Below are 22,462 nucleotides of genomic sequence, written 5' to 3'. Positions count from 1 at the left end.
ATTAAAAACTCAAATGAAAAAAATTTTATTACTGGTTATTCTGGTGATCCAGAATATCTCTGCCCAGATTATTTCCAAAGACAATGCTTTTGCCACAAACGGAATATACAATTCCGGTATTAATGTCTACTTTTCCTGGACAATGGTTCAGGATTCTGCCGGAAGAATTTACTCATCTTATACTGATCCCAATGGTACTGACTCTGTCTTATTCAGGCTAACAACCAATGGAACCTTAGATCCCTCTTTCGGAAACGGCGGAACAGTTCACTTACCTCATCATACCTATCAGAACCAGCTAAAAATACAATCAGACGGAAAACTGATAATTTTTGGCTATAGCAACACAGCAGGTATAATATACAGGATACTTCCTAATGGTCAACTAGATCCCACCTTTGGAACAGGAGGCATTTCGACAATTCCACCTACAGGCAGTGATATAAATGTCCGTTCTTATGGACTGATTTTACAGCAGAATGGAAAAATAATTATTCATGGTATGATAGATGGTCCGAATGGTACAGGTTGGCACCAGGTTTCCAGACTCAATACCAATGGAAGCATTGACAGTACTTTCGGTAACAGCGGCTCTTTCCGCACGGCAGGAAATCCTGTAAATGGCACATTTGTATTTACTGACAATCAATCCAATATCATTACTCTCTCCAATATCAATTCTGCTAATAATGCTAATGGTATTATGAAAAAATTTAATTCGGAAGGACAGCCCATAACAAGTTTTGGAGATAATGGCACTTTACAAATGACTTTTAACCTGGGGTATGCAGGCGGCGCGATGATGGACAGCAATAACAGGATTGTTTATTCAAACCAGGATCATGAAATTTTCAGAATAAATCCTGATGGAACTCTTGACAATACATTCAATTATAATTTAGATACCTATTCCGGCCTTAATGGCGGTGCATGGATTCAAAGCATTGTAGAAAAAAACGGATATTATTACATCGGCGGAAATGGTGAAGGAGATTTCTCATCTACTTATTTCATTTCAAAACTTAATCAGAATGGCTCCATTAATTCCAGCTTTGGTTATTATTCGGAAGCAGCTGCTTTAAGTTCAATAGAAGAGATGGTTATTAACGATAATAATATCATTGTTAACGGAAGCGGATATATCGTAAAATACCTTTTAAACAATTCCACATTATCTGCTACAGAAGCAGTAAAAAACAATCCGGAAATCGCGTTTGAAAATCCGGCTAAACAAAATCTGGTTTACCGCTCAAAAGAAAAAGTAAACAGGATTGAAATTTATTCTCTTGACGGAAAAATTTTAAAAACAATGCAAAAAGACGACTCAGATATTTCAGAACTTCCAAAAGGAATTTATGTTGCAAAAATAACCTTTGAAAACGGAAAAATTTCAACAAAAAAACTGATCAGGAATTAAAAGATAAAACTCCATAAATTTGATTTAAAAAGTATTTGCTTAATTTTAGCAGGTACTTTTTTTATGTATAAATCCAAATTATTTAATTAAAAATGAGCAAAGAACATCATTACAAAGCAACAATCAACTGGACGGGAAACAAAGGAACAGGGACCAGCAGCTACAGAAACTACGAAAGAAGCTATACCGTTCAAATAGAAAATAAAGCCCTTATTGAAGGTTCTTCGGACCCTGCATTCCGTGGAGATAAAACCAAGCACAATCCGGAAGACCTGTTTCTTTCTTCACTTTCCTCCTGCCATATGCTTTGGTATCTTCATTTCTGTTCTGAAGAAGGCATTATTGTCACCGATTATACAGACGAAGCCACCGGAATCATGACAGAAACAGCTGATGGAAGCGGGCATTTCACATCAGTTACCTTACATCCTACTGTTACCGTTACAGACGAATCAATGGTTGATAAAGCAAAGGAACTTCATTACAAGGCAGGACAATTTTGTTTTATTGCCAAGTCGGTTAATTTCCCGGTAGAACATATCCCTACCCTGTTAGTTAAATAATTTTTAATTTAAGTTTAATATCATATAAATTACCATCAATACTAGGTTTCAATTAAAATAACTCTAAAATTATCTTTCAAAACTCCACAATAAGAGAATTATTTATCAAATAATCAATAAAAATTCAATTTCTTAATCATTATTATTGCAATAAATTGTAATTAATTGTTATTTTTTTATATAATGTGAATATTTTTTTATATTTTTATATAAACAAAACTAACCATGATGAAACCAAGATTAACCATTTTTGATGAGCCATTGCTGTATACAGAAGGTTTATCAAGACTGCTCTCGCAGAGCAAAATCTTTAACACGATTGACATTTGTAATTCTTATGAACCTCTATTTAAACAATTAAAAGAAAATCCTCCGGAAATACTGGTTATAAGCTCCAATATGCTGATGCTTACAGATATTTTCAGACTTGTAGAAGAAATTACCGCCAACAACAAAAACATCAAAATTATTGTCATAGGCAATAATTATGATATGATTGACATCCGGAAGCTTTTTAACAAAGGCATAAAAAGCTATCTTGATAAAAACAGCAGATACGATGAATTCCTAAAATCTATCAATATCCTCCTTCTGAATGAGATCTACATTTGCGACAACGCAAAGGAAAGAATGATCAACTTCATCAGCAGTGAGGAAGGAAAACCGAATCCGCACATTAAAGAGCCTCTTACGCGCAGAGAAATGGAGATCCTTAAACTGATATGCGACGGCTTCAGCAGCAAAGATATTTCTGAAAAGCTGTTCATAAGCATTAATACGGTAGAAACCCACCGCAAAAGGATCCTTCTAAAATTAAACGCAAAAAATTCTGTAGGAATCGTAAAATACGCCTTAGAAAACCACATTATCGACTGATGAAAAAAAGACCATTTCGATTACTCCCCAAAAAAATTCCAAACCTTCGGTTTGGAATTTTTTTGGGGAGTAATCGAAATCAATAGTGAAACCTAGCTTTACAAATAAATCATTCAGAACCAAAAGTAACATTTAAGATTTCAAACAATAATCTGCTCCGGTCCTCATCATTCATCATTTATAATTTACCATTCGTCTCATAACCTACAAATACTTCTGCATACAAAAATGGTCAATTATCTTTCGACAATTGACCATTCCCCATTGACCGTACTTCGCTACTCATAATCCGGCATTTCGCCGTTACTGAAAAGAGAAGCTCTTGAAAGATCAGTCATTGTACTGTTGAGATCAATGACCATCACATTTTTCTGTGATATATTGTCATTGGAAGTATTCATAAAGATGACTTGGGCATTATTCGGTGAGAATCTTGGGTCAAGATCATTCGTTCCCATTGGTTTTTCGCTTTCCGCGGAAATATCGTATACTGTATCATTTGTCAGATTGTAGATAAAGATATGGGAATCAAGCTGTCGGTAATTTCCGCTTCCATCCTGATATCCTGAAATATCACGTGTGAAGACCAGCATTTGCCCATCCACAGAGAAGTTCAGTCCGCCTGCAGCTCCTGCAGTTCCTGTCAGAACGGTTTTCAACACACTTCCTGTCATATCTATGATGTAGATTTTTGTATTGTATCCGTTATAATCATTTGTTTTTAAAGCAATCCTGCTGCCGTCATAGCTCCAGTCGCATTCAGAGATCATACTGCCATCCGGAGTGGTATAGACAAGATTCAGTCCGCTACCGTCCTTATTGATCCTGTATAATTTATTAAAGTTTGAATAGAGGATTTCCTGGCCGTTTGTACTCCAAGCAAAATCCATTTCATAATTATTAAACCCTGCTACAGCTACCGTAGTTACTTTAAAAGGGTTTGAACCATCAGGATTTGCCGTATAAATATGGGTACTTCCGCCTTCCGTACGCAGAAATGCAATCAGTCCGGCGTTATTGTTTTTCCTTGGCCTCCAGCTGTTATAAGATGAATTGGTAAACTGGAAACTGTTTCCCTGCTCATCACTGGACATGATCACAAAATTTCCGTTTTGTTTCTGTACGTAATGATAGCGGTTTGCCGGAATCGTATTGGTTGTAAATTTACTGATGGAGCTTAAAACTGGCGGGTGAATGCCGTCCGAAACAGACACCTGCCAGAAGTAACTAACACCAAACTTCAAATTGGTAAGCGAATAATGATTCGCCGCCAAATCATTAACCTGAATCACATTCGTGTCAAGGTTATTTTTTATTGTTAAACTATATCTTAAAACATCAGCCGTATCAGGATCTGTAGCGGTCCACGTCAGCTCAACGTTTAAAGGTTGATTTACCGCATTATCTACCGGACTAAGCAGTTGCGGTGCAGAAGGAGGAGAATTGAGCGATTCGTCATCGTCCATTTCAAAAACCACGGTAACAACCTGGTTCTGGTTTTGTATATTAACACCCTGAAAAGTGGTGATATAGCCTGAGAGTTCAGCCTTCACAGAATAATTTCCCAGTGGCATCGCGGCAATTTCAAATGTACCGTCTGTTCCGCTGAAAACCGTCTGTGTAGTAGGTGCTGTGAAAATTTTCACGTTAGAAATAGGCACATTCGTACCTCTTTTTACAACCTTTCCTTTCAATGATCCTGTCTGAGCCTGTTCTATGAGGTCTTCATTACATGAAAACAGACAAAAAGTAAGGATGAATATGCTGAGTATTTTGATTAAAGTTTTCATAGTTCATGTTTTTATTTGTTTCCAATGTAAAAGTTGATTCCAATCGCGAACCGGAGTGCCTGATCTTTTCTTTTCCCGTTCACCATTCCTTCCCAGTTGTCTTTAAAACCGATATCATATTGTGAAGAAGCCCGGATTGCGGTATTATTCCCGATCATGAATTCCAGTCCTCCGCCAACCTGGCCTTTATACTGAGGTTTATACTTTGAAAACATAGCACCCACCCCGCCGTAAACATATGGGCTGAGCCTGTATTTCGGGAACAGCAGAAATTCGAGATTAAGCTCAGGAACAAGATAATTTCTTTTAATTATATTTTCGTTCTCTAAAGTGAAATAGCTCCCACTGGCTTCAAGATTGAAATTGGGGCTTATAAAATACTTTATCCCGAATTTCCCACCCACATTCATTTTAGGATTTACATAATCATCTTTAATTTTCTGAGCTTCTATATTGGCAAAAATGGACATCTTTTGTCTGTAGTTTTCAGGGAATTTATTACCAACCGTTCTACCCACATTTTCATCCTGCTCTCTGTTGTAACTGTTGATGAGCGCCTGATAACCGTTTAAGTTTTCTGATGCTTTACCCCATATTTTATCCCTGATCCCCTCAATAATCAGAGATCTTACAGCTTTTTCAATCGCTTCGGTTACAGCGAGCTGTACAGGTTCGTTTTGGGTAAGCCCTACTTCAGCCTCCAACAGTCTTTCCGTATCTATATACCTGAAAAAGCTTCCATTCACACTTGTGGAAAGGATGGTTTTCGAAGTGTAAACAGTTTTGAGAATCTCACCGTTAAGGGTAGAAACCGCACGTAAATAAATGGTAATTCTATCCTGACGGTACTGTGTAGATGCTCCTATTCCGAAGTATCTTGCCCCAAGGCCACCGGTCATAATATTACTGTCGTAAGAAATCACACCCCCTTCGAGAAGAATTCCCGCATAGAGAAGAGGTGGAAGTGACTGGCTGTTTTTATCAGCATCTTTCATATATTCCTGTCTTGTGGACCGGATAATTTGTCTTTCATTTAAAAGATTGGCGATATTTTCTCTTTCAATCGGAATAAACCACCGGCTGTCTTCCAGTGCTTTGATCAGAATAGTCGTCGTTCCCTGAGGAACAGCCGTACTCCAGTTGTTTCCGTTTTCCGACGGCTTATACTGACCGGTCTGATCTCTGAATTTGTAGACGCCAATGACTATTTTTTCCTGGGGAAGAGGAAGGTTCCTCAATTCCGTAGTAGAAGGTGTGAGCTCTCCCATCGTAGATCTTTCAGGATCGGAAGGAAGACCCAGGATTGAACTGCAGGCCTGCATTATGCACAGCAGGAACGTACAGAAAAAAATTCTGGTGTAAGTGTAAGTTCTCATGGTAAGTCTGGTTTTTAGTTATTTTTTATTTTGGAATTACGATCTCGGACTGATCGCCTGAACTGGTATCCAAAATATTGATCAAAAGGCCCTGGGCTGTTGCAGTAATCTGCAGGTAAAGCGATCCGAAAAGATAATTTCCGGGCTTTATACTGCCCTCCCCGAACTGATCTTCAAACAATTTCCGGGACAGTTCGCTCAGGATTTGCCTGTTGAGGCTCTGGCTGAAGCTGTCCAGAGAATTAACATTATCAAGCAAACTGCTGAAATCGTTATCTTTTTCATCAAACTGATTCTGGGCATTTGCTGAACTTAAAAGCCACTGATAATTAAAAGTATCACCTCCGAATGCCGGATTGACGGGCTTATAAACTAGCTGCTGGGCTTTTCCGGAGAAAATACCCGCAATAAACATTAAAATAATGATAAAAGTTTTCATGGCGGACGTTTTTAGTATATAAATTCATTTTTAATGAGATTTTTTTTGGCATTAAATTCTTTGATATATTTTAAGCTGGCTGCCAGCTGTTCTTTCAGGTAATCTTCGCTTGGATTGGTCATAAAACTGTAAATCACCTTATCGTCAATCTGGATATTGATCTGGCCGCTGGTACCGCGAAGAGGAAGTTCGGAAATGGTAACTGCACCGTTGCTTTTGTCGGGAATCTGGCTGTACTGTATATAAAAAAGATCATAAAAGTCTTTTCCAACCTTGGTTTTGGTTTCGTCAATGGTAAGACCTTTAAGCTCAAATACAGCATCTTCTTCCACCTTAGCTGTTTTCTTTTTGAAGAGATCGTTATTGAGTTCCAGACTGTCTTTTGCAATCAGTTTCTGGGTTTCTTCATCTTTTATATAAAGGAAAGCTTTCAGAGCGTCTTTTGGCTCGAGATTGACATTGATCTCGGATAGAACTTTTACTTCATTGGGATTAATGGAAAATTTTCCGCTCTGCTTGTTATTGGAAAGGTTTCCGGAGTTTCCTTTTTTAATGGAAATCAACAGGTAATTCAATTCTTTATAAACCGCTGTATTATTGGTCACAACTGCTTTGAGCCTGATCTGATTTTCGAGGATACTGCTTTCAATCTTTGCATTCACTTTTCTATCTTCCTGCCCATCAACCATAGCAGACAGGAAGATAAATAAAGTGCACAGATTTAAGGAATATAAAAATTTCATCACTTGTGTTTTAATAATTTCTCATAAAAATAGTTTTGTTGTCACCTTTTACATGGATCTGCATTCCGTCTGAGACGCTGTTGCTTCCGGTAATATCAATGATATTGTTATTCCCTTGTGCAGTAACAGCTGTTTTGGTTTCCTTATCTGTAAAAGAATTGATAAAGTAAAGTGTATTGAAGTCTCCCAGCTGTTGCACAGCGATATTTGTTTTAGCATTAAGGAAAAGTTCCGCATTATTGTAATCCCCTATCTGGATAACGTTGGAACCGTAAAGCCCTTGCTGCTCTGTCTGCTGTCTCAGTATAAGATCAAGAACCGTATTGCTGTTGACCTTGTCCCAGTCTACCTGCTGTGCCTGTACGCACAGTACTGCGAAAAGTGTAAAGGCACCCCATCCCAGTTTAAACATGGTATTAATTTTTAATAAAGGTACACGAATAGAGAATTGAGAAAAACACACCCAGCAGGTACAGATGTAAAATCATGGTTTCTGGGTATGTTCATCATGAAAAGCTTAATTTAAAAAAGGAGAAAACCATATAGCTTCTCCTTTTTATTCTAAATTACAGTACATCATTAATTGGATTGATTTATAACCATTGAGTTTCCGTTACCCATTTGAGTTCCTAAATGGACATGGGCATCTCCGCTTTGACTCACCCAGGTAAAGTTATTATTACCCATTTGAGTATCAATTGCCGTATTAGAATCTCCTGCCTGAATTTGATATAGCTGGTTACTGTTTCCAACCTGTACCCCCACGGCCATATTATCATTACCGAGCTGAACTGAAGCAGCAATATTATTATTTCCTACCTGAGTATGTGTAGCACTGTTATCATTACCATCCTGATACTGTATCAAAAGGTTATCACTACCCACCTGAACACCACTTGCATCATTTCTTCTTCCAAGCTGAATCTGATAAGCATCATTTCCACTACCTAGCTGAATAGCAGAGGCATCATTTCTTCTACCATCCTGATATTGCACTACAGTGTTTCCTATACCCAACTGTACAGAAGATGCATCGTTTCTTCTTCCGATTTGAGTTTGATCTGTAGCGTTAAATGCGCCAAACTGCCAGGTTGATGCAGAGTTTCTGTTTCCTAACTGTAATACATTATTGACATTAGCAAGCCCTGTTTGGTCTACATCAACTGAGTTTCTGTTACCAATACTTTGAGCAGTGTTAACGTTAAAAGCACCTACCTGATCAATATCTGCCGTATTACGGTTCCCATCCTGTGTAAGGGTGTTGATGTTCAAAAGACCTGTTTGGTCAACAGTAGCAACGTTCAAGTTTCCGATCTGGGCAGTAACATCAATATTTGATTGTGCGAAGCTGAAACTCATGGCCATTAGTGTAAATACACCTGTAATAAAGTTTTTCATTTTGATAAAAATTAATTGGTTAATAGTATGACAAAGGTATATGCTAAACCAAAATGAAAAACCACTGCTAAAGTGTAAATTTTCAAAATCACTGTTTACAGTTTTGAAAGTAACTGTTTACCGTTTCTTCGGAATCACTCATTTCAGTTACGTGAAAATACGGTACATTACACAGTGATTTTCATACAGATAAAACAAATAACTCCTATTTTATCCATATAATTTTACATCTCATAAATTTTTATTTTTTTTAATCTCCTTAATTTTTCAATCAGAGTCTGATGGTTAATTAATGTTAATGCCTGTTCTTTTCTTCAGTATATATTGCTAAATTTGAGGTATGGAAAGTTTTGGAAAAGATTTATTGAGGAAAATTACAAATGTAGAGCTCCCGGGGATAAATGCCCATGGAGTATTTTCACCTCCTTCCCGACCTGTATTTACGTATGATGAAGTGTTGGCAAAAAATCCAAAATTTGCAGCTGTTAATATCGTACTCTATTTAAAAGATAATGAATGGTATTTCCCATTGATTCAAAGAACCATTAACGAACATGACAGACACAGCGGACAGATCTCCTTACCAGGCGGCAAGCGCGAAGAGATGGACAGAGACTTTGCTGAAACTGCAGTACGTGAAACGTCAGAAGAGATTGGTATCGACAAACATTATATAAGGGTGATCAGGGAGATGTCTCCTATTTATATTCCACCAAGCAATTTTTATGTATATCCTTACATTTCGTATACTAAAAAGAATCCGCTTTTCGTTCTCCAGCAGAGTGAAGCGGTAGAAACTATAGAATTTCCTATCACTTCTTTCCTGAATCTTCCGGACAGCCCTGAAATTATGGCAATACCCGGTGCTGCCGGACATGAAGTTCCGGTTATTAATTTCAACGGATATATTATCTGGGGTGCTACAGCAATGATATTGAGCGAGTTTAGCCAGTTGCTGAAAAAAATGTAACTTTGCACTACCGTGTTTAATTGAGAGATGGCGAAGAAAAATATTTTCACCGATGCATTCGGAACACCTTATTTTTTAAAAAGGTTTATTATTTTTATTTTAGGGATTGTATCTTACAGAAGGTTCAACGGCTTTAATAAATTAAGTATAACCGGTACGGAACACCTTGTGGATCTTCCCGATTCCAATGTGCTTTTCGTATCCAACCATCAAACCTATTTTGCAGATGTAGCAGCAATGTACCATGCATTCTGTGCTGTAAACAACGGATATCTGAACACGATTAAAAACCCTATCTACCTGCTCAATCCAAAGATCGATTTTTATTATGTGGCAGCAGAAGAAACCATGAATAAAGGAATTCTTCCGAAGATTTTTAAGATTGCCGGTGCTGTAACGGTAAAAAGAACCTGGAGAGCAGAGGGTAAAACAGTCAACAGAATGGTAGACCTCACTGAGGTTGACAATATTATGAAAGCTTTGGACAACGGCTGGGTAGCTACCTTCCCTCAAGGTACTACATCTGCATTTGCCCAGGGACGAAGAGGAACAGCCAAACTGGTCAAAAATCAGCGCCCGATTGTGATTCCTATCAAGATCAACGGGTTCAGAAGGGCATTTGACAAGAAAGGCCTCCGTGTAAAGGTTACAGGCGTAAAACCTACCATGGAGTTCAAAGCACCTTTGGATATAGATTACGATAACGAAAAGGCGCCGGAAATTTTATTGAAAATCATGACTGCCATTGAGCAGACAGAAGATTTCAATGTACTACACAATTATGATGAAGAACTTAAAGCTAAAAAATTAGAACAAAAGGATTCAAATAATTAAAGTAAGTAGAAAATTATGAACAAAATATTAGGGATCTTATTCACGGTCATAGTATTAGTTTCGTGTAACAGCCAGAAAGTATATTCAGACTTTGATATAAGCTATTCCAGAAGCGGAGGTTATGCTCCCAGATATGAGAATTTACTCATCAAAGGTAATAATGCCCATTATTCTCTTGAAGAAGGGGGGAAAAAACACAAACAGGACTTCAAAGTTTCGGATGAAGATTTGAAGAAACTGGATCAGACGCTTTCCCAGAACAACTTCAGAAGGATACAGGAAGATCACAAAAAACTGTATGATAATGTGACCACTTCCATTAATGTAAAGAAAGGCCCGAATGAAGGCAGCAAGTCTGACGGCAGCCTGATGATGCCTAACTTTACTACAAACTGGAACAATATCCTGAATGTTTTTCAGGAGTTCATTAATAACAATGTAAAAAACAGTAAATAAAGTTGAAAACCCACTTCATTGCTATCGGCGGAAGCGCCATGCATAATCTTGCTATTGCGTTAAAGGACAAAGGATATCAGGTAACAGGTTCGGATGATGCTATTTTTGAGCCGTCACGATCCAGACTGGAAAAGAAAGGAATTCTGCCTGAGGAATTGGGTTGGTTCCCGGAAAAAATAACTGCAGATATTGATGCTGTAATCCTTGGAATGCATGCCCATCAGGATAATCCTGAGCTGGCAAAGGCAAAAGAACTGGGTTTAAAAATTTATTCATACCCTGAATTTCTTTACGAACAGTCGAAAAACAAAACAAGAGTGGTAATTGCCGGATCGCATGGTAAAACGACCATTACTTCCATGATTCTTCATGTGCTGAATTTTCACCGGAAAGATGTGGATTTTATGGTGGGCGCACAGCTTGAAGGTTTTGACTGCATGGTAAAGCTAACACAGGAGAACGATTTTATGGTACTTGAAGGTGATGAATATTTGTCCTCTCCTATTGACCTTCGTTCAAAATTCCTTCTGTATCAGCCGAATATTGCTTTAATGAGCGGTATTGCATGGGATCATATCAATGTATTCAAAACATTTGACGATTATATAGATCAGTTCAGAAAATTTGTTGCAAGCATTACTCCCGGCGGTGTTCTTGTATACAATGAAGAGGATGCGGAAGTAGTAAAAGTAGTGGAAGCCGCAGAAAATTATTTCAGAAAAATTCCATACAAAACTCCTGAGTATGAGATCAGCAACGGGAAAGTATATTTAAAAACCGAAATGGGCGATATTCCTCTTTCTGTTTTTGGATCTCACAATCTGCTGAATATGGAAGGCGCAAGACATATCTGCCAGCAGCTGGGTATTATGGACGAAGATTTCTACGAAGCTATTATGAGCTTCAAAGGAGCTTCAAAACGTCTTGAAAAAGTGGAAAGAGAAGATCAGGGAACTCTTTACAAAGATTTTGCCCACGCACCAAGTAAGGTAAAAGCAGCAGTAAAAGCATTCTGCGAACAGTTTAAAAAAGAAAAGAAATACGGTTTCCTGGAACTTCACACCTATTCAAGTTTAAATCCGGTGTTTCTTGAACAGTATGACCACGCTATGGACGGTTTGGATGAAGCTGTTGTTTTCTATTCTGAAGATGCTTTAAAAATCAAAAGAATGGAGCCTATTTCCCCCGAATTTATTAAAGAAAAATTCAAAAATAACGGTTTGAGAGTATTTACAAATGCTGCAGATCTTCATGCATACTGGGAAACTTTAGATAAAACCGATGGTGTTTTCCTTATGATGAGCTCCGGCAACTTCGGAGGACTGGACCTGACAAAATAAAAACATATAAATATTAAAAAGCCTTTCACAGATTCTGTGAAAGGCTTTTTATTTAAAGCTACTTTTAATAGTCTATTTACATTTTATCTATCATTCCCAATTCATCATTGTCATTCCAAATCTTTTTTTCCATTTGCCTATTGTATTTCTACTGACATTAAAAAGCTTAGCTGCTTCCTGATTATTGAGTCTGTGAGTTTCCTGATATTCTAAAATTTTTTTAATACTCACTTTATCATAAGAACGCAGCCTTTGATTAAAGAAAACATTTCCTTTGTCAGGGCAGTCAAAAATTGCACTATTGATCCTAATAAGCTCAAGTGAATTTTTTATTTTCTTAGAAAGCAAATAAGTAAACTCTTCCCTTTTTTCAGGAAACTTCCTTTCAATCAAATCGATATAAATTTTATTATAATCCGGATGATTCATACTTTAAATTTTACTGTTATTTATCTTCCTGTTTTGCAATCCATTTATATAAGGTTGTTTTCGGAATTTTATATTCTTCAATAATTTGTTTTTTTGTTTTCTCTTTGCAGTCAATCAATTCCAAAATAAAATCTATGATTTCCTTGGTATAAATGTGTTTTCTGAATATGGGCAGATTACTTGCTTCTTTATTGGAAGGCGACACATTTCCGGGAGGTGCATACAATATCAGATGCTGAGAATACAGCCTGAAAAAATCATATTTGAGAAGCTTGCTCCATCTTAACAGAATATCAGAATCCAGGCTTTCACCCTGAAACATTTCTGATATTTTATCTTCAGGCAGCTTTAGAAAATTACAGATACGGGGCATTCCTATTTGGCTCTCCTCTACTTTCTGGTATATTAAATTTCCAATATGTATATTTTTAAAATTAATTGCCATAATGTCACTAGTTTTCGATAGATAATTGATATAATGGATAGTGGTGGTTCGATTTTTAGAAAATAAGAAATAAGCCCCCTTTATTTGAGATTCTCTCCCATCATTTGTGTGCATTGACTTAATCAGGGGGCTTACATAGAAAAACTACTAAGATTTATTGAATTTTTACAATCGTCACACTGGATGTGCTTACGCCGTCAAAGTTCAATATTCCGTTATAATCCGCTCCGTCTTTATATCTCTGTGAACGAAGAGTGAGAACGGAACCCGCTGTTACCTGGATATATGAATTCAAACCGAATGCAAACCTTCCACCTATATTTATATCACCAGGATTATATTGAGGTACCAATGTAATCACCTTTGCAGAAGCCAGATTTCCATTCAAATTAAAATAAATGTAATCGCTTAATCTGGACTGATCAACAGCCGGAGCCTGCTTTAATGCCAGATTTAAAGAAACAAGATAAAGACCGCTCTGGTTAATTTTCAGTTGGTAATCATCTATCTTTTCAAACATAGCAGCGTCATCATTAAAAACTGCTGAATTAAAGATATCTATTCCCACCGGGGATGCAACTGTAGCAGGATTAAAATTGGTTGTACTTGCAGGTGAGCTCGCAAACTTTACTGCTTTTGATTCTGCTGTTCCCAGTTCTGCAGGAAAGTTCCACTTATTATTCATCCATACATAGATTCCGGGAATTAAAACATCAGCTCCTGTTCCTGATCTCAATGTATTGAAAACCATAGTCCCGTCGGGAATATTACCAGCTAAAGGTGATTTAAGATTTTTAGCTGTTAATTCTACTTTGGGTATTAAAACTCCTTTATTAGATGATGTGATGTCTAATGCGGAAGATGTAGCAGGAGCAGTTGTACCTATTCCGACCTGCCCGAAAGCTTTAGAGGTACAAAAACAGATTAATAAAAGTTTGAATATATTTTTCATCCTATTTTTCTTTTTTAATTGATATTAACGAATACGAAGTATAGCAATACTTGAATCTCCACCTTGATAAAAACGAACTTGTGCTGTGGCGCAATCACTACAATAAGTTCCCGGAGTTTTCCTAATTTTTATGGTAACCACATCCCCATCTGCCAGTTCAAGATATTCTGTAAAAGAATGGGAAAAAAGTCCCCTGTTATCATTAACAGATGCAGTGAAGCCCGGCGAGAAAACCTGCTCTGTACCTGCCGGATTGCCATTTACATAAATTCTGGCACTTAGAGAAACACGCCCTTCATCATCTCCGTCATCTCTGTTAAATGACAATAAAGCAGAGATTGAATACAGCCCCGGATCATGTATGGTAACCGATTGGCCAGCGGTGCTTACATCATATACAGCAGCACTTTCATTGATAATCTTATTACCAAAAAGCTTTACATTCTGCCAGGAATTTATATTATAATTAGTAGAGGTCTCAGTATTGATATATTTCATCAAAGTATGCTTCAGATTCACATTTAAACTTGTCCATTGCTGCTCTTCCGCACTCCACCAGTGTAAACCCTGGGTAATTATATCCGGGAAATTCCCTACCGTTGCAGTATTGAAAACCATAGTTCCTGTAGGAATTGTAGAAGCAAGAGGTGAAGTTGAAGTACGCGAGGTTAAAGCAACCCTTGGAAACAAAACGCCTTTGTTCGAGGATTCTATCTGAAGCATTACACCTTCTGCTATATTGCCTGTATTGATTCCGACCTGGGATGTTATGCGAACTGCTGTAAAAATTGTCAAAATGACTATGTATAAATTCTTTTTCATAATTATCTGATTTTTTCAATAGATATTGTAGAGCTATTGGGGTTTTTAAAGTGAACATCAGTGGCCGGGTCAATTTCATAGGTTCGTACCCTCATAGTATATCCCGCTACGTTAATAGGCACGTAAATCACAAAACTTTTTCCATTCGGGAAATGAGATTCCAAACCTCCTCCACTGTCCCACCTTCCAGGTATATACATATTGTCCGAAACAATATTACCCAATCCGTTAACCATAATTTCAACACCGAAATTATCAGCTCCACCGGTAGAAGCCAGATCGAGATTCAGAATGACCTTATAATAGCCTACTTCATTTATTTTCAAAGTTTTGGCATCTATTTTTTCATAGAGAGCAGGATTGCTATTAAATCTCACATTTGCAAATAAATCTGCGGCAATACCAGCATCAGTTCCATTAAGATCTGTTGATGTATCCTGATTCGCAAATAATGCAGTATCATTAGGGCTAGCGGGGCTTTGTCCTATTCTTTTCCAGATTAAGCCTGCATTATCCCAATAATAAAGACCGGGAACAACAGCTTTATTACCGGTTCCGTTAGCCGTCGTATTGTATACCATAAGTCCCGTAACAGCTGTTCCGGATACCGGAGCAAAAATATCTGTAGCAGTAAGTGCTACTCTCGGAAATAAGATTCCGCCAAAATAAGAGCTGTTTTGCTGAGGGGTACTCTGAATCTGCAGAACAATACCAGGATCCACACTGGAGGTCCCTATTCCGACTTGTCCAAAAACATTGATGCTCAATGCAGATAACATCAATAGTATCGATTTGTGTATTTTTTTCATCGAATTTTTATTGTTTTTAATATTTTTTTAAAGAAAGAATCTGTTCAATTTATTTTCATCGAAACAGAGCAGATAAAATGTACTTACTGTATTATAAGTCTCTATACAATAGATAAGGAGGAGGTCTTTCTGTATAAGTTAATGTTACCGAATAGGGTAATGAATACCCAAAAATCAGATAGGAAAAACCAAGATACTTTCTGGGAGTTAGAAAGCATCCTGGAAAAAAAATCTTCATCATTTGTTTTTTTGTCATCATACATATTGAAAATTTTTCGAGAATATGAGGGGTATTCTATGAAAATTTCCGGTTGTTTTTAAGGATCTGGTCTTTAGAATGTCTATTTAAATAGTAAACAGGCAAATAAAATCCTATAGTTAAAGCTCCTGTATCGAATCTAATGGATTACAAAGATTGCAGTCAATCATGATCTGCAAGATTCGGGCATAGTACTGATGTTTAGCCTTGTTGTGTTTTTTTAGATTCGACTGCGAAATTACTTTGCAATCTGTTTTGGAGACAAAAAAAAAGACTCTCATAAACACCCGCAAGGGTAAAAACTCGAAAAATAATTAATTAAATACTTAATATCCATTGAGTTATTTCAGTATCAGAGGGGATATTAAGCTTTTTTCTTAATCTGTATTTTTTCCCTTCTACAGATTTTATTGTTGTGTTAGTATAGGTTGCAATCTGCTTAGTATCTAAATTCAGCCTCATCATGGCACATAAATGCTGCTCGGACAGAATAAGTTTTGCACCTCTGTCATCCAATATGGAGAAAAACTCAGGGAAAAAAAATTCAAACTTATTCAGGAAAAATGGATCGTTCTTTTGGGCCAGGTTCATAATCTCATTGATATTATCCTCTGTGAGTTTATTTGCTGCAAACTGGTTTTTAAGCAATCTTTCATTTTTGTTCTGTAAAGATTTTATGGCATTTATATTATATTCATTTTCAGAATTCAGTGTAGAAACAATTGATCTTTTCCTTTCTATAAAATAATAATCAACCATAAAAACCAATATGCTAAAGGTCACATTTAAGATCATCAGCTTTTTTTCATACTTTTTAATAGTAATCAGCGAGTTCTTATCAACCAGGCGAAAGTCAAATAATATTGTTATATATAGAAGTGCAAGTATAAAACCGGCAATGAAGAAAATAATTTTTTTGTCTTTTTTGAGCTCAAAAAAAAAAGGAAGTGCCGATAAAAGTGAAAAATAAAATAAATAAACACCGCTTTCCTGGCCACAAAATGAAGAATAGTAAGTAACGACTAATGATAGGCAAATGAAGCTGGAGGCAATAAGACTTTTATTTTCCCGGTATTCTTTCAGCAGCATCACCAATATCCAGGAAAAAGAAATACCTCCTAAAAAAATACTGTTCACTGTAATTCCTAAAAATATGACAATAGAAATACTATGAAAGAAAAAAATAAAGAAAAGCAATATCAGATATTGGTTAATCAGTACAGTAAAACACCTTTCAAGCTCGTTAGCATTTTCGCTGATTCCCCATGTAGAAATAAATCTTGATAATTGCCATTTTTTTAAAGAAAATTTGTTTTTCAAAGTCATAGTTTGCATTAATACCTACCTGTACATAAATGATAATGAATTGTAATACTTTTTACAATTTCCTTTAACAAAAATATTCCTATTGACCTCTAAATACAAACAAAATACACACTCATAAACACTCACGAGTGCACAAGTTATTGCACGCAAAAACAAGCGCGTATCAAATACACATAATAAAATTTAAAACATTCTTAATCTTTAAAAAAGATATTGATTTTTTTCTTACTTACTTTCAATTTTAAGAATGATAAAAACTGTTAACTATTTCTGAATTATTAACAACTTATAGAAACGGGTATAAAAAGGGGATTAAAATTCGACTACAAAAAAGGACTTATCCAATTTCTGTAATAAGATTTTTCAAAATATCTTCTGTAGAAGAAGTATTATAATCATGAATAGACTGCCCGGCCCAGATACTTACGAATTCCGGATTATTCAGCGTTTTTGAAACTCTCCGTAATTCATTCGTCAGTTTATTCTGATAAGGATAAGGTAAGATAAAGCCGGATTTTTCAATATTTTCTATGAATTTATTTTTTATTCCTCGTGCATACCGTCCCGAAAAGCTTTTTGTAAGAACAATATCTTTTTCTGTTACTTTTTTCAGTCTTTCTTTTTCAAAAGGCTGTAAAGCACTTTCCTGTGATGCTAACAACATGCTTCCAATCTGAAAACCCAAAGCACCAAGTTCTTTTGCTGCTCTTAAAGTTTTTCCATTGTAAATCCCACCCGCATAAATCAGTGGAACTTTCACATGATCATAAACTTCTGATAATAAAGACAACCCACCTATCTTTGGAATATTATCAGCATCAAAAGTTCCTCTGTGTCCTCCGGCTTCAATTCCTTGTACACAGATTATATCAATACCCGACTTTTCCAGAATTAATGCCTCCTCCACTGAAGTGCATGTTCCTATAAGTGTTACTCCGTTCTCTTTAAGTTTTTGAATACTCTGATCATCCAGGTTCCCGAAAGTAAAGCTCAGAATTTTGCAGCCCTCTTCAATAATAGCGTCCAGCTGTTCATGATAACTGCTCACTTTGATCTCATCAAGATCCGGGAGTTTGACTTCTATATGATTTTCTCTCGCCAGCTGGATCATAAACTGTTTAACTTCAACAAACTTTTCCCTCAAAGCGCCAGTCAGCTCAGGAATATTGTGAACAAAAATATTAACAGCAAAAGGCTGATTAGTAAGTATTTTAGTATTTCTGATAAGTTCAGCAGATTTTTCCGCAGAAAGATCAGCCAATGCCAATGATCCCAAACAACCGGCTTTTGTAGCAGCAGCAACCATCTGAGGGGTGCTCACTCCAAACATCGGAGCCTGAATTACAGGATATTTTATATCTAAAATTTTACTGATTGTATCCGGCCAGATCATAAGAATTATTTTATCTAAAATTTACGTAAAAATGATGACACGGATAGCTTACTAAGCATGATATTGCTCATAAGCATTTAATAGAAAGCAGTAAACTATAATTTTTTCCGAAGGTCCTTGTAGTGCTTTTTCATTTCAGGATCAAGCTTTTCTATAGCGTAAGAAAAGGTAGCTGCAGGAATTGTTTTCACATATCGATCAAGAAAATGATATAGCTTTTTTGAATCCTTCTTTCCAGCTTCCCTTATCCAGCTTCCGACAGCTTTATTTACAAGTTCATTAGAATCATGAACAAGAATTTCAGCAATTTTAAAGGTGTCTGCAATATCCCCTTTTCTGATAAAAGCATGAGTACTGACTATTGCAGTTCTCCTCCTCCACGGATCCTCAGATTTTGCCAATTCATATAAAATATCTTTAGGCTTGTCAATCAGATAGTCTCCAACAATTCTCCGTGCTCCTCTATCCACAAAATCCCAGTTATTCAGACGGTCATGACGATTTAAATACAGATCGAAAAGTTCTTTTTTCTTTTCTTCGGAAGCTTTTTTATTTCCTGCCTGAAAATCCATGATGCTCACCGCACCCATTCTCACTTCATAGAAATCACTGTCCAGAAGCTTATTGATTTCTTCCAGTGGCAATGCAGAAAATTCTTTGGCAGTATTAAAAACATCACCAAATTTTACATTAAAAGGCTGAGTTATGCCATCATTCCCTTTAAAAAATTTTTCAACCTTATTAACCTCTTTCTCATTTCTGAAGGTCGACAGTTTCTCTATGAATTGTACTGCAGTCATGGTTTTTATCTAAAATTAAAAAAAATCTCCCGCCTATTAAACCGATTCAGCAGATCATTATAATCTGTACCGTCCGTTTAATCTGCAGGAGAGATCATATAGGAAATCTATTATTAAATATCCGCTACGGATTTCAACATTTTCTGCTCCCATTCAGGGTCTTTAGGATCAAAGAACAATCTTTTTCCTGTATCTAAAGAACGGACAATATTCATTTCATCCTCAATCAGCTCAAAATCAAAAACATTAAAGTTTTCTTCAATTCTGGAAGGTGTCACAGATTTTGGAATCACCACAAATCCTTCCTGAAGGTGCCATCTAAGAATAACCTGAGCTACTGTTTTATTATATTTTTCAGCAACTGCTTTTAGCTGAGAATTGTTCAAAAGGTCTGCATTACCATTTCCAAGCGGGCTCCAAGGCTGTGTTATGATATTGTTTTCCCTGTCATATACCTGAAGTTCTTTCTGTTGGAAAACCGGGTGAAGCTCAATCTGGTTGATTACCGGAAGGACGGTTGAATTTGCTTTTAACTCTTCCAGTTTTTCTACAGTAAAGTTACATACCCCAATAGCTTTGATTTTTCCTTCAGTATATAGTTCTTCTAAAGCTTTCCATGTCCCTAAAAAATCCCCGTATGGCCAGTGAACAAGATACATATCCAGATAATCCATCTGCAGCCTGTCCAATGTTCTCTGAAATGCTTTTTTTGTCTGTTCATAACCATGATCCTGAACCCAGACTTTTGAAGTAATAAATAGTTCATCTCTATTTACTCCACTGTCCTTCACTCCTTGCCCTACTGCTGTTTCATTCTGGTAAATAGCTGCAGTATCGATCATCCTGTATCCTGTTTGAATAGCCTTTATCACTGCTTTTTCGCACTCATCCAGATTTTCCATCTGCCATACTCCAAAACCTAAAGCCGGGATATCCACTCCGTTATTTAATGTCACTACAGGCTGCCCCGTATATGTTTTCTTTTGCATAATTCTTTAATTTAATTTTTAAAGCCTAACAAATTTGCAATAAAAAATTGAAAATCCGGCTTACTATTTTTATTGTTTTTAAACTTACTTTTTTAAGTATCCATCTTTTGCTATTTGCTGAAAAACTGCTTAAAATAACAATATCCAACAATTTTATATTATACATAAGCTTATTAAGTGATGAAACCACAACTCTTTGCTTAGCTTAAAACTAAAACACTTAATTTTTAAAACTTTGCGTTGAAAAAGCTTTCTGCTAGTTATAAGCCAATCTTTTTTTAACGCAAAGTTTTATATTCACAATGCATATTTTAAGGAATGCAAAGAATAAATCAATTTTTCAAATTGATTTTGTCGAAGCAAACGGTATATATATTATTATAATTTTTAATACTAGCCTGGCTGCTTCTAATTTCTATTTTTCCCTATTTTTGTAAGAAACTCATCATAATGCCTCATCAAATCAGATTGGCTACAGCCAAAGATTATTCTAAAGTCATGGAGATCTGGGAATCTTCTGTAAAAGCCACCCACGATTTCCTTTCTGATAAAGATTTTGACTATTTTAAAGAAGCCATTCCAAGAGACTATCTCCCGAATCTGGAAGTCTATTTGATTTCAGAGGATGGAAAAGCTGCAGGTTTTGCTTCTGTGGCCGAGGGTAATCTGGAAATGCTTTTTATTCATAATGATCTGCGTGGAAAAGGATATGGCAAACTACTCTATGAATTTATGAAGCAGACTACCGGTTTAACCAAGGTAGATGTCAATGAACAGAATCCCCAAGCCATAGGGTTTTATGAAAAACTGGGCTTCAAAAAGATTGGGAGATCGGAAAAAGATGGCTCAGGAAAGGATTATCCTCTTATTCACATGAGCCTGTAACTTTGTTTTTAAGAAAATAGATTCCGGAACAGGTATTCCTTACGACTACAACATCTAGAGAAATAAATCCGTACGGTCTCTAATAATAGCATTAATTAATCAGTTTTTATAATGTCTTCAATTCTTTTACAATGGCTTCACCAACGCTTTTTGCCGATTGAGGGTTTTGCCCTGTAATAACTCTCTGATCAGTTACTACATGGTTCTGCCAAAGCCCTGATTTTTCAAATTTTGCCCCTCTTTCTTTCAGTTTGTTTTCCAGAAGAAAAGGAACTACATCGGTTAATTTTACTTCAGCTTCTTCCTCATTCGTAAAAGCATTGATTTTTTTGCCGTCTACCAGATATTTCCCGTTGCTAAGCTTAATATTCACAAGCCCAGCCGGACCGTGACATACTCCTGCTACAATACCTCCGTTCTCATAAATTTTTGAAGCAATGCCTGCTAATTCTGTATTGTCTGCAAAATCCCACATCGCACCGTGACCTCCTGCATAGAAGATAGCACCGTAATTGTCAGGATTTACCTGAGACGGCTGTAAAGAATGATCTATCTTGTTTTTATATTCTGTGTTTTCCCAGAATTCCTTGTTTACGGGATCTTTTAAATCGAATCCGTCTACCGGAGGGGTTCCGCCTTTAGGGCTTACAAAATCAATTTCATATCCTGCTTTGTGAAGTACTTCCCATGGATGAGAAACTTCCCCCAGATAATATCCTGTATCTTCCCCGGTGTTTCCTTTTTTGTCATGACTTGTTACGACAAATAAAATTTTCTTTTTCATATGTTTAGACTTTGAGTGTTGTGCCTGAATAGATACTATTGCAAATAAGGCTAAAAATAAAAATGCTAATTTCTTCATACTAAATAATGTGAGTCGTATAAATTTGTGGTTTCTCCTGTAATTTCTCATCAATAATTGCACCGAAAGCCTGAATGTAAAGCTGCTGATTATGTTGTGCAAGCCCTTCTTCGCTTTTCCAGATTTCGTAGAAAACAAACTGGTTCTTATCTTCAATTCCCTGATGAAGGCTATATAGTTCGCATGCCGCTTCTTTTCTGGTTTCCTTTACCATGTTCTGAAGAATTTCCAGTACTTCTTTCTGGTGCTCTTCTTTAGCTTTTATAACTGCTGTAAGATAGATTTTCAT

Annotated in this window: 25 protein-coding genes; 8 read left to right on the top strand and 17 right to left on the bottom strand. The window is 36.5% G+C overall.

The genetic code is table 11. The annotated features are described in order from the left end of the window. Window positions 1-13: 13 nt before the first annotated feature. The 3 genes from ACQWU4_RS14005 to ACQWU4_RS13995 all read left to right on the top strand — a co-directional run bounded on the left by ACQWU4_RS14005 (window position 14) and on the right by ACQWU4_RS13995 (window position 2,856). Window positions 14-1,417 carry a T9SS type A sorting domain-containing protein gene (locus ACQWU4_RS14005; protein ID WP_429936368.1) on the top strand — a complete coding sequence of 468 codons (1,404 nt, stop codon included), beginning with the start codon at window positions 14-16 and terminating at the stop codon, window positions 1,415-1,417. A 92-nt stretch (window positions 1,418-1,509) separates the two neighbouring features. Further along, a complete protein-coding gene (locus ACQWU4_RS14000) occupies window positions 1,510-1,980 on the top strand; it encodes an OsmC family protein (RefSeq protein ID WP_429936367.1) in 471 nt (156 codons plus the stop codon). A 225-nt stretch (window positions 1,981-2,205) separates the two neighbouring features. Next, complete coding sequence (locus tag ACQWU4_RS13995; protein ID WP_429936366.1) at window positions 2,206-2,856, top strand: LuxR C-terminal-related transcriptional regulator; 651 nt, start codon at window positions 2,206-2,208, stop codon at window positions 2,854-2,856. 278 nt (window positions 2,857-3,134) lie between these two features. On the opposite strand, the gene ACQWU4_RS13990 is transcribed toward ACQWU4_RS13995, so the two are convergent. From ACQWU4_RS13990 to ACQWU4_RS13965, 6 genes are all read right to left on the bottom strand, one after another. Then, window positions 3,135-4,646: a carboxypeptidase-like regulatory domain-containing protein gene (locus ACQWU4_RS13990; RefSeq protein WP_429936365.1), complete on the bottom strand. Its 1,512-nt coding sequence runs from the start codon at window positions 4,644-4,646 to the stop codon at window positions 3,135-3,137. A gap of 11 nt (window positions 4,647-4,657) precedes the next feature. Beyond that, a complete protein-coding gene (locus tag ACQWU4_RS13985; RefSeq protein WP_429936364.1) occupies window positions 4,658-6,022 on the bottom strand; it encodes a CsgG/HfaB family protein in 1,365 nt (454 codons plus the stop codon). Between the two features lie 25 nt (window positions 6,023-6,047). Beyond that, on the bottom strand, window positions 6,048-6,461 hold the full coding sequence (locus ACQWU4_RS13980) for a curli production assembly/transport component CsgF (protein WP_429936363.1): 414 nt from the start codon (window positions 6,459-6,461) through the stop codon (window positions 6,048-6,050). Window positions 6,462-6,472: 11 nt separating this feature from the next. Further along, window positions 6,473-7,204: a curli-like amyloid fiber formation chaperone CsgH gene (gene csgH, locus ACQWU4_RS13975; RefSeq protein WP_429936362.1), complete on the bottom strand. Its 732-nt coding sequence runs from the start codon at window positions 7,202-7,204 to the stop codon at window positions 6,473-6,475. Between the two features lie 10 nt (window positions 7,205-7,214). Then, window positions 7,215-7,616, bottom strand: a complete 402-nt coding sequence (locus ACQWU4_RS13970; RefSeq protein ID WP_429936361.1) for a hypothetical protein — start codon at window positions 7,614-7,616, stop codon at window positions 7,215-7,217. Between the two features lie 167 nt (window positions 7,617-7,783). Then, window positions 7,784-8,602: a hypothetical protein gene (locus tag ACQWU4_RS13965; protein ID WP_429936360.1), complete on the bottom strand. Its 819-nt coding sequence runs from the start codon at window positions 8,600-8,602 to the stop codon at window positions 7,784-7,786. Between the two features lie 340 nt (window positions 8,603-8,942). Between ACQWU4_RS13965 and ACQWU4_RS13960 the strand changes: the two genes are divergently transcribed. The 4 genes from ACQWU4_RS13960 to ACQWU4_RS13945 are packed head-to-tail and all read left to right on the top strand — an operon-like array spanning window position 8,943 to window position 12,202. Then, entirely contained in the window at window positions 8,943-9,572 is a 630-nt protein-coding gene (locus ACQWU4_RS13960; protein ID WP_429936359.1) for an NUDIX hydrolase, read from the top strand. A 27-nt stretch (window positions 9,573-9,599) separates the two neighbouring features. Further along, window positions 9,600-10,406 carry a lysophospholipid acyltransferase family protein gene (locus tag ACQWU4_RS13955; protein ID WP_429936358.1) on the top strand — a complete coding sequence of 269 codons (807 nt, stop codon included), beginning with the start codon at window positions 9,600-9,602 and terminating at the stop codon, window positions 10,404-10,406. A 15-nt stretch (window positions 10,407-10,421) separates the two neighbouring features. Then, window positions 10,422-10,862 (top strand): hypothetical protein, encoded by a 441-nt coding sequence (locus ACQWU4_RS13950; RefSeq protein WP_429936357.1) that lies wholly within the window; start codon window positions 10,422-10,424, stop codon window positions 10,860-10,862. Between the two features lie 2 nt (window positions 10,863-10,864). Then, window positions 10,865-12,202 carry a UDP-N-acetylmuramate--L-alanine ligase gene (locus ACQWU4_RS13945; RefSeq protein WP_429936356.1) on the top strand — a complete coding sequence of 446 codons (1,338 nt, stop codon included), beginning with the start codon at window positions 10,865-10,867 and terminating at the stop codon, window positions 12,200-12,202. Window positions 12,203-12,292: 90 nt separating this feature from the next. On the opposite strand, the gene ACQWU4_RS13940 is transcribed toward ACQWU4_RS13945, so the two are convergent. From ACQWU4_RS13940 to ACQWU4_RS13900, 9 genes are all read right to left on the bottom strand, one after another. Beyond that, a complete protein-coding gene (locus ACQWU4_RS13940) occupies window positions 12,293-12,631 on the bottom strand; it encodes a helix-turn-helix domain-containing protein (protein WP_429936355.1) in 339 nt (112 codons plus the stop codon). Between the two features lie 16 nt (window positions 12,632-12,647). After that, window positions 12,648-13,076: a transposase gene (locus ACQWU4_RS13935; RefSeq protein WP_429936354.1), complete on the bottom strand. Its 429-nt coding sequence runs from the start codon at window positions 13,074-13,076 to the stop codon at window positions 12,648-12,650. 154 nt (window positions 13,077-13,230) lie between these two features. After that, window positions 13,231-14,028 carry a hypothetical protein gene (locus tag ACQWU4_RS13930; RefSeq protein ID WP_429936353.1) on the bottom strand — a complete coding sequence of 266 codons (798 nt, stop codon included), beginning with the start codon at window positions 14,026-14,028 and terminating at the stop codon, window positions 13,231-13,233. A gap of 24 nt (window positions 14,029-14,052) precedes the next feature. Beyond that, window positions 14,053-14,850: a hypothetical protein gene (locus ACQWU4_RS13925; RefSeq protein ID WP_429936352.1), complete on the bottom strand. Its 798-nt coding sequence runs from the start codon at window positions 14,848-14,850 to the stop codon at window positions 14,053-14,055. Between the two features lie 2 nt (window positions 14,851-14,852). Continuing rightward, window positions 14,853-15,659 (bottom strand): hypothetical protein, encoded by an 807-nt coding sequence (locus tag ACQWU4_RS13920; RefSeq protein ID WP_429936351.1) that lies wholly within the window; start codon window positions 15,657-15,659, stop codon window positions 14,853-14,855. A 577-nt stretch (window positions 15,660-16,236) separates the two neighbouring features. Further along, window positions 16,237-17,244, bottom strand: coding sequence for a helix-turn-helix transcriptional regulator (locus ACQWU4_RS13915; RefSeq protein ID WP_429936350.1), 1,008 nt, complete (start codon window positions 17,242-17,244; stop codon window positions 16,237-16,239). 337 nt (window positions 17,245-17,581) lie between these two features. Continuing rightward, the gene (locus tag ACQWU4_RS13910) at window positions 17,582-18,637 is read right to left on the bottom strand and encodes an NAD(P)H-dependent flavin oxidoreductase (protein WP_429936349.1); all 1,056 of its coding nucleotides are present in this window, start codon (window positions 18,635-18,637) and stop codon (window positions 17,582-17,584) included. Window positions 18,638-18,732: 95 nt separating this feature from the next. Further along, the gene (locus ACQWU4_RS13905; RefSeq protein WP_429936348.1) at window positions 18,733-19,437 is read right to left on the bottom strand and encodes a DNA alkylation repair protein; all 705 of its coding nucleotides are present in this window, start codon (window positions 19,435-19,437) and stop codon (window positions 18,733-18,735) included. A gap of 113 nt (window positions 19,438-19,550) precedes the next feature. Next, on the bottom strand, window positions 19,551-20,426 hold the full coding sequence (locus tag ACQWU4_RS13900; RefSeq protein ID WP_429936347.1) for an aldo/keto reductase: 876 nt from the start codon (window positions 20,424-20,426) through the stop codon (window positions 19,551-19,553). 450 nt (window positions 20,427-20,876) lie between these two features. Between ACQWU4_RS13900 and ACQWU4_RS13895 the strand changes: the two genes are divergently transcribed. Then, window positions 20,877-21,311, top strand: coding sequence for a GNAT family N-acetyltransferase (locus ACQWU4_RS13895; protein WP_429936346.1), 435 nt, complete (start codon window positions 20,877-20,879; stop codon window positions 21,309-21,311). A 106-nt stretch (window positions 21,312-21,417) separates the two neighbouring features. Here the strand turns inward: ACQWU4_RS13895 and ACQWU4_RS13890 are convergent, their stop codons facing one another. Both ACQWU4_RS13890 and ACQWU4_RS13885 read right to left on the bottom strand, forming a co-directional pair. Continuing rightward, a complete protein-coding gene (locus ACQWU4_RS13890) occupies window positions 21,418-22,095 on the bottom strand; it encodes a type 1 glutamine amidotransferase domain-containing protein (protein WP_429936345.1) in 678 nt (225 codons plus the stop codon). A 79-nt stretch (window positions 22,096-22,174) separates the two neighbouring features. After that, window positions 22,175-22,462: a putative quinol monooxygenase gene (locus tag ACQWU4_RS13885; RefSeq protein ID WP_429936344.1), complete on the bottom strand. Its 288-nt coding sequence runs from the start codon at window positions 22,460-22,462 to the stop codon at window positions 22,175-22,177.

The organism is Chryseobacterium sp. MIQD13 (assembly GCF_050496705.1).
Lineage (GTDB): Bacteria > Bacteroidota > Bacteroidia > Flavobacteriales > Weeksellaceae > Chryseobacterium.
Note: the sequence above shows the minus strand (reverse complement) of the source record. Positions and strands in the feature narration are given on the sequence as shown.